7 protein-coding genes are annotated in these 7,467 nt (G+C 39.9%); 4 read left to right on the top strand and 3 right to left on the bottom strand.

Annotated features, from left to right (window positions below; all coding sequences use genetic code 11):
* A partial coding sequence (locus IQ229_RS06220; RefSeq protein ID WP_194042213.1) for an SGNH/GDSL hydrolase family protein occupies positions 1–751 on the top strand: 751 nt, incomplete at its 5' end.
* 117 nt (positions 752–868) lie between these two features.
* Positions 869–2,077 carry a 4-hydroxy-3-methylbut-2-enyl diphosphate reductase gene (locus IQ229_RS06215; protein WP_194042211.1) on the top strand — a complete coding sequence of 403 codons (1,209 nt, stop codon included), beginning with the start codon at positions 869–871 and terminating at the stop codon, positions 2,075–2,077.
* A gap of 266 nt (positions 2,078–2,343) precedes the next feature.
* Here IQ229_RS06215 and IQ229_RS06210 read toward each other — a convergent pair whose 3' ends face one another.
* Both IQ229_RS06210 and IQ229_RS06205 read right to left on the bottom strand, forming a co-directional pair.
* Positions 2,344–2,976, bottom strand: coding sequence for a nucleotidyltransferase family protein (locus IQ229_RS06210; protein ID WP_194042209.1), 633 nt, complete (start codon positions 2,974–2,976; stop codon positions 2,344–2,346).
* Between the two features lie 5 nt (positions 2,977–2,981).
* Positions 2,982–4,139 carry an XdhC family protein gene (locus tag IQ229_RS06205; RefSeq protein WP_194042207.1) on the bottom strand — a complete coding sequence of 386 codons (1,158 nt, stop codon included), beginning with the start codon at positions 4,137–4,139 and terminating at the stop codon, positions 2,982–2,984.
* Between the two features lie 595 nt (positions 4,140–4,734).
* On the opposite strand from IQ229_RS06205, the gene IQ229_RS24430 reads away from it, so the two are divergent.
* Positions 4,735–5,901 (top strand): calcium-binding protein, encoded by a 1,167-nt coding sequence (locus IQ229_RS24430; protein WP_194042205.1) that lies wholly within the window; start codon positions 4,735–4,737, stop codon positions 5,899–5,901.
* A gap of 217 nt (positions 5,902–6,118) precedes the next feature.
* Here IQ229_RS24430 and IQ229_RS06195 read toward each other — a convergent pair whose 3' ends face one another.
* Complete coding sequence (locus IQ229_RS06195; protein ID WP_194042202.1) at positions 6,119–6,784, bottom strand: DUF4142 domain-containing protein; 666 nt, start codon at positions 6,782–6,784, stop codon at positions 6,119–6,121.
* 36 nt (positions 6,785–6,820) lie between these two features.
* Here IQ229_RS06195 and IQ229_RS23755 point away from each other — a divergent pair, with 36 nt between their 5' ends.
* Positions 6,821–6,994 (top strand): hypothetical protein, encoded by a 174-nt coding sequence (locus tag IQ229_RS23755; protein WP_228013225.1) that lies wholly within the window; start codon positions 6,821–6,823, stop codon positions 6,992–6,994.
* The last annotated feature ends 473 nt before the right edge of the window (positions 6,995–7,467 follow it).

The following is a 7,467-nucleotide window of genomic DNA, read 5'->3' as shown; positions in this document are numbered from 1 at the left end:
TTTTGGGGTAATTGCATCCCCAGAGCCAATCAACCTGAATAATTCACCACAAATTGCTACACCTGATTTAGGTCGCCGTCACCAACTCACTTATCAAGAGTGGGTAGATATCCTCAACCAAGAAGCTAAGGTCGCCGCTGACCAACATCCTCCGCATTTAACCATCCTGGCGGGAGATTCTCTAAGTTTGTGGTTTCCTGCTGAGTTATTACCCGAAGATAAAAATTGGCTGAACCAAGGAATTTCTGGCGAAACCAGCAATGGTCTATTGAAAAGATTAAAAATATTTGACCGCACCCAGCCAGAGGTGATTTTTGTGATGATTGGCATTAATGACCTAATTCGGGGGATGAGCAATGGAGAAATTTTAGATAATCAACGGCAAATTATCAATTATCTACGAAAGAGGCATCCCACAGCACAAATTGTTGTCCAATCGATTTTGCCACATGGCGCAGAACAAGCAACTTGGAAAGGACGAGATAAACTTCTAGCTGTTGCCAATAGTCGCATTCGTCAGTTAAATCAGCAACTGCAAAGCATATCTACCAAAAAAGGTGTCAAATATCTCGATTTACATCCCTTGTTTACCAACAAGCAAGGAAATCTCCGCCGTGAATTTACTACTGATGGCTTACACTTAAGTCCTGAAGGCTATATAGTTTGGCGTTCTGCATTGCAGATTTATAGCGAGATTGAATTAAAACCCCAGCAAGAAAAAGAGGGGAAAAGGTTAAAGGGCAAAGGGTAAAGGCATTAAATCCTTTTCCCTTTGCCCCTTTCTGATAATATCTTTGAATACAACTTTGTATAAATCGCGTCTAGGCGCGAGAAAATAAGAAATAGTGAGTTTAAGTAGACAAATCTAATGGATACAAAAGCTTTTAAGCGCAGCCTGCAACATTCAGAAAATTACAATCGCAAGGGCTTTGGTCATCAAGCAGAAGTTGCCACTCAGTTGCAATCTGAGTATCAGAGTAACTTGATTCAGGAAATTCGCGATCGCAATTACACTCTGCAACGGGGTGATGTGACAATCCGACTAGCACAAGCTTTTGGCTTTTGCTGGGGCGTAGAACGGGCTGTGGCCATGGCCTACGAAACTCGCCAGCACTTCCCCACAGAACACATCTGGATTACTAACGAAATTATCCACAACCCTTCTGTAAATCAGCGGATGCAGGAGATGGAAGTAGAATTTATCCCCATTGAAGGAAAGAATAAAGACTTTTCTGTTGTTGGAATTGGTGATGTGGTCATATTACCCGCTTTTGGGGCTAGCGTTCAAGAAATGCAGATACTTCACGAGAAAGGCTGCAAAATTGTTGATACAACTTGTCCTTGGGTATCTAAAGTTTGGAATACAGTAGAAAAGCACAAAAAAATCGATTATACATCAATAATTCACGGCAAATATAAGCACGAAGAAACAGTTGCGACTAGTTCCTTTGCTGGCAAGTATTTAATAGTGTTGAATTTGCAAGAAGCAGAATATGTTGCTGACTATATTATCAATGGTGGCAACCGTGAAGAATTTCTGACAAAATTTGCGAAAGCTTGTTCAGCAGGATTTGACCCTGATCGCGATTTAGCAAGAGTTGGTATTGCTAACCAAACTACCATGCTTAAAGGCGAAACTGAGCAAATCGGCAAGCTTTTTGAGCGGACTATGTTACAGAAGTATGGCCCCACTGAGTTAAATCAGCATTTCCAAAGCTTCAACACCATTTGTGACGCTACCCAAGAACGTCAAGATGCCATGTTGGAATTAGTGGAACATAATTTAGATTTGATGGTAGTAATTGGTGGGTTTAATTCCTCGAATACTACTCAGTTGCAACAAATTGCCTTTGAGCGAGGAATTCCTTCTTATCATATTGATACTGTTGAACGCCTTAAATCAGCATATTCTATTGAACATCGGCAATTAAATGGGCAGTTAATAACTACAGATAACTGGTTGCCTGATGGAGAAATTGTTGTGGGAATTACTTCTGGAGCTTCTACACCAGATAAGGTGGTAGAAGATGTAATTGAGAAGATTTTCACATTAAAAGCAACAGCAGCACTGGTTTAACTGTTCTCAGAGGGACTTACAAATAAGAAACATCCAATTACTTCTTGTGGGGTAGGCAGCGTTCAACTGAACTTAGTCGAAGTCTTGCCTGCCTTACAAGAGTATTTTTGCTGTATTATGCACGCAGTTAAAAAAGTAAAACTACTGCCCTACAAAGGTTTTAGCTTAAGCGTTCGTGCAACGACTCCGCAGGAGTACCGCGTTGCGAAAAAAATGGATAAAGTCGAGCTAAGGTTTGCTGACTTGTTTACTTTTAGCGATCTTCTTCAAGATACTTCAATCCCTTTAGTATTTGATAGCAATTGCTCGTAATCCTTTGGTGTATCAATATCAATATCCCCTAGTGGAAACGGAATATAAAAAACTTCATTGAGGTTATTATTAATAACTTTTTTTGCTCCTGAAGTTTCTTTTAAAGCGGCAAGTTCTGAAAAGAATGTCTGACTAAATAGAGCAGGGACACCTAATGTATCTCCATATTCACAAGCAATAATTGGTTTTTTTGTCAAATAATATGTATCAACAAGTTGATTGATAATTTTGGGAGAAACAAATGGCTGGTCGCAAAGTGTAATAACTACTGCTTCTATTTTTTGCGGAAGATTATTTAACAATTCAATACCACTTTTGATTGAAGTACTCATTCCACAAGCCCAATCCAAGTTCTTAACTACTTTAACGGGAAGTTGTTGAATTTGGGGATGAATCTGTTCTGCATTGGCTCCAAGTACTACTACCACAGGTTGACAAACTGAAGCGATCGCTATTTCTGTAATATATTTTAAAAAGCTACGTCCTTGGTAAAGCAATAGTTGTTTCGGTGTACCCATCCGTGTAGATGCACCAGCAGCAAGAATCATAATGGCTATGGTTGATTTCTCATTGTCTATAGCAGTCATAAAAACTATGTGGTAAGTAGCAAGCTTGAGTTGCTTTCATAACATTGGTGAATCGGTTGATTGCGATTTCTTAAAAAATTACCATTGCGGTTTGTTAGCACTGCTTGAATTTCCGCAATAATAGCGATCGCTATTTCTTCAGGTGTATCTGCTCCAATGTCAATCCCAATCGGGCCATGCAATCTTTTTAATTGTTCGCTAGTATAATCTATTCCTTGCAGACGTATATCTTCCAGCAATCTTTCAGTACGCAGCTTTGGGCCTAAAACCCCTATGTAGCGTGTAGGAGATGGCAGCAACATTTTCAAAATCTCCAGATCGTCAAGGTAATTATGCGTCATCACTACAGCAACTGTATGGGCATTTATAAATACCTGTTTATGTATAATTTCTCGGCGATTAAGAATAATATCACAAGGCATAGGAAATCGCGCTTTAGTTGCCTCATTAGCTCGACAATCGACTACAGTAACGTCCCAACCTAATGCTTGAGCAAACTGGGCCACAGGTACAGCATCATAACCTGCACCAAATATTATTAAAGCTGTAGGTGGTTGGATGACTTCGATGAAAACTTCGGCACTACCTAAAGGTAACTGATAATTATTTACCCTTGACTTTTGAGTAGCAAAGGCTGCTTGACTATCTGCAAGCAGAGATTGAATTAAATTTGCATTTTTGATGTCAGTGATAATTTTACCATCAGGATACAGCAGGAGGCGCGACCCAAGTTTGACTTTTACTGCGCCTTCAAAAGCAAAGACTGTAGCAATAATACCCAAATGTTTTTTATGAAAACACTCCTGTAAAAAAGCGATCGCATTTGGTGTGCTTTCTCTCTCAAGACGTTCGATGAGAACTTGCACTATGCCATTGCACCCCAAACCAAAGCCCCAAAGAATATCTTCAGAGGCAGTGCTATCGTAAGTAACAACAATTGGTTCACCGTCTAACATTCGTTGTTGAGTATGCTCAAATACATCTTTCTCCAAGCAACCAGCACTGATTGTTCCGATCGTCCGACCTGTATTTGTCACCAGCATTTTAGCACCCGATCGGCGATAGGTTGAACCTTGAGTCTTAACTACAGTCGCAAGAAAAGTCATTTCACCACTTTTTTGACTTGACTCGAAGCCTTCTAAAATTGCTTGTAATTCGTTCATTTGATTGTTTATTTTTCTGTTTCTAGCAGTTTGTCAGCTTGAGCAAGTAGTGCCAATGAAAACAATGTGATGACTGTGCCATCCTGTGCGATTGTGTATCGCTACTAAACTGGTGTGCATTCAAGTTGCACATTATCTGGTGGAGACTGTCATTAGTCATTTGTCCTTTGTAAATACAAATGACTAATGACAAAGGACGACATTCACGGGTGATTATGTAATTTAGATGTGTTTTAGCTTTGTAGTTCGCTCTCGTGAACGGTGTACTACTCAAGATAAGCGAAAATAACGCTGAAATCATGCCCCACAAGATAGTTGTCAACTTAAGTCATTTATCTATCATTAGAATTAGCACAAAACACTGATTTTTCGTAACTACAGTGAATACTCTAAGCCACTCGCAAAATTAGAGAATTTTATGTTGGGTGATGAATTAAATATTATGTGTTGTTTTAGACAATCAATGAATCATCATCTAGATGAACACTGAGACGCAACTGCTTGGGCAAGTTAACTCAAGTTCATATTTTTGGTATCTTGTGGTTCATAACACGTTATTATACAGCGGTTAACCACAAACAAGTAAAGCAAGATTATGGCACTAATTATAGGCACTGATGGAAACGACATTTTAGTTGGAACTGATGGAGATGACAGATTTATAGGCAGTGCTGGTAATGATACCATTACCGGTGGAAAAGGTAACGATATCATTGATTATAGTGGCTTAGAACAACCTGTAATACTCCAGCCAGTGGCCATTCAAAAAAGTGCAATTGGAAATGACACGTTTAAAGATTTTTTTGAAACCGTGATTGGTGCTACAGGACAGACTAACAGTATTAATGCTACTTCTGACAGAACAGATGTATCAATAATAGCTGACTTAGCTAACGAGAGACTAGAAATCAGAGTTGTAGGTTCGTCGCCGAGAGTAGTCAATTTGAAGAATTTTGTAAATGTAATTGGTACAAATCAAAATGACGCAATTATTGGTGACGCTAGGGATAATGAATTATCTGGCAGTGGCGGCAATGACATTATTAGAGGCAGCGCAGGCAACGATACCTTAAATGGTGGAGATGGCGTTGATACGGCTGATTACAGTAAATTGGGTCAAAGCTCTACCATATTCATTGATGGAACTCTTAAAAAAGGTGGTGGACTAGGTACAGATATACTTGGTAATTTTGAAAATCTTGTTGGTGATGCTAGCGCTGTAAATAACACTATAGACGCTTCAATGGCTCCTTCAGTACCCTTTTCATTTTTATCCGATCTATCAGTCAACGCCAACCTTGAAACTCAAAGTTTCGTAGTGAATAATCTTCCTGGCGGAAACACAGCTAAGTTCACATTTATAAACTTTGATAATATCAAAGGTACAAATCAAAGTGACACCATTGTTGGAGATAAGCAAAATAATCTGTTATTTGGTAATGGTGGTGACGATACACTTTCTGGCAAAAGTGGCAATGATATACTCACTGGTGGAAATGGTAACGATACTCTCACTGGTGGAGTAGGTGCAGATAAATTTGTTTTTACCAACGTGTTAGAGGGTGTTGACATTATTAAAGACTTCAAGGCTGCTGAAGGTGACAAAATCCAGGTTTCTCAAACAGGGTTTGGCGCGATTTCAATCAGTGACTTCAGTTATGATGCCCTAACTGGTTCTTTGTTCTTCCAAGAATCTAGATTCGCCATTGTTGAAAATAAGCCTATTGGTTTTCAAGTAAATCTAGATATTCAAATTGTTTAAAATCCGATAATAAGAAAATAAGGCATTTAGTGTCAGTCCTAGAGATATTGGCTAAGACAATAACTGGATTGTAAAGTTGAGGAAACAGGGGAGATATGGTGAGAGAAGTTATTAACCAAGCTCCTTCTGTGTCCTCCATCCAACCCCCAATGTTGTAGACAGCTATGCATAGCGGATACTAAGAGAAAGAAGAAATACTTAACTCAACTGTATTGCCTTACGGAGTAGTAGTTGGGGTACTAGTTGGAGTTGGGGTGCTGGTTGAACTTCCAGGATTAACAAGGGAACGAACCTGTTGTAGGTGTTCTTGGAGGATTGGTAGAGTTTGAGCCGCAAATGCTTTCACATCTGGATCTTGTCCCTGTTCAGCTTCAGTTTGAAATACAGAGACATCTTTTTCATGATTTTGAAGCATCTGATTCAAATATTCGCGATCGAACCTAGCACCAGAAAGTTTGGATAAGCTTTGCTGGATTTGCTTATTTTTGCTGTTGAGACTAGTTGGCAGCGTTACACCTTTTTGAGTCGCCAACTGTTTGAGTTGATTGTTTACCAGGGTATGATCTTGAACCATGCGCTGTCCATGCTGTTTTACCGCATCGCTAGCTCCACGTTGTGATGCTAGTTGTCCTAGTTGGACTTCTGCTAAACCACCTTGAGCAGCTTCAGTCATAAACTGTCTGTCTACAGAACTGAGGTTATTTTGCCCTGGTGTAGCTGGTGATGCACTTGGGGATGGAGATGGACTCTCTGTCGTTTGCACAGATTGAGCAGGTGGAACTTCGGATATATTGTCGTCATGGGGCGTAGTTGGTGTGCAACCAGTTGCCAGAGACAAGGCGATCGCCACTATACCAGTAGAATATATTTTGAAGTTGGACATAATTGTTCTCCTTGGATAAAGCTATATGTTGCAAAGTTGAATGAAAAACTAAGCGCGATCGCACAGTTGTACCTTCCTATAAGAGTTCAAGGCTTTGAGGATAAATACATCTTTCTATCGACAGACTCAGCAGTAGATGTAACTCACACCTACCACCTACGCAATTCTGTAGGCGTAGTCCGTGGTAGACATCGCTGTTTCCATAAATAAAACTGGTTAAAGATGATTGATGGCACTACGGAGCAATGAATCCCGAAGCAGAAGCAGTTTTTAACAAGCTGCGTCTACTGATTTCTATAATTGTCTCCTACAAGCAACAACAGGAATGAGCCGTATAGTATCACGGCTCTCTAGCGCAGAGACTCTAACTAAAGTGTGTTTTTAAATATACTTCGCAAGATGCATCACAGTGCAAGTTGATGTATTCCCAATGTAAGCCGATGTATTGTAAAAACTTACCTTGGTGTACACACAAGTCGAATTACCCCCCTTAATCCAATACGGTTCAGTTAAGGCTAAAATTCTTTGTCAAAGTCAACTTTTTTAACGAACCGCAGAGGCGCAGAGGAAACAGAGAGAAGAGAAAAAATGCTTAACTGAACCGTATTGCCCCTTAATCCCCCCGATATATTGGGGGGAAACAAGAGATTCTCGTTCCCTCCCCAATACATACAGGGAGGGTT

The sequence above is a fragment of the Nostoc cf. edaphicum LEGE 07299 genome, assembly GCF_015207245.1.
Taxonomy (GTDB): Bacteria; Cyanobacteriota; Cyanobacteriia; order Cyanobacteriales; family Nostocaceae; genus Nostoc; species Nostoc edaphicum_B.
Note: the sequence above shows the minus strand (reverse complement) of the source record. Positions and strands in the feature narration are given on the sequence as shown.

Bases quoted from the DNA above. Each gene is read 5' to 3' on its own strand.
- IQ229_RS06205 (WP_194042207.1), bottom strand. From the start codon at position 4,139: ATGAACGAATTACAAGCAATTTTAGAAGGCTTCGAGTCAAGTCAAAAA.
- IQ229_RS24430 (WP_194042205.1), top strand. From the start codon at position 4,735: ATGGCACTAATTATAGGCACTGATGGAAACGACATTTTAGTTGGAACT.
- IQ229_RS06210 (WP_194042209.1), bottom strand. From the start codon at position 2,976: ATGACTGCTATAGACAATGAGAAATCAACCATAGCCATTATGATTCTT.
- IQ229_RS06195 (WP_194042202.1), bottom strand. From the start codon at position 6,784: ATGTCCAACTTCAAAATATATTCTACTGGTATAGTGGCGATCGCCTTG.
- IQ229_RS06215 (WP_194042211.1), top strand. From the start codon at position 869: ATGGATACAAAAGCTTTTAAGCGCAGCCTGCAACATTCAGAAAATTAC.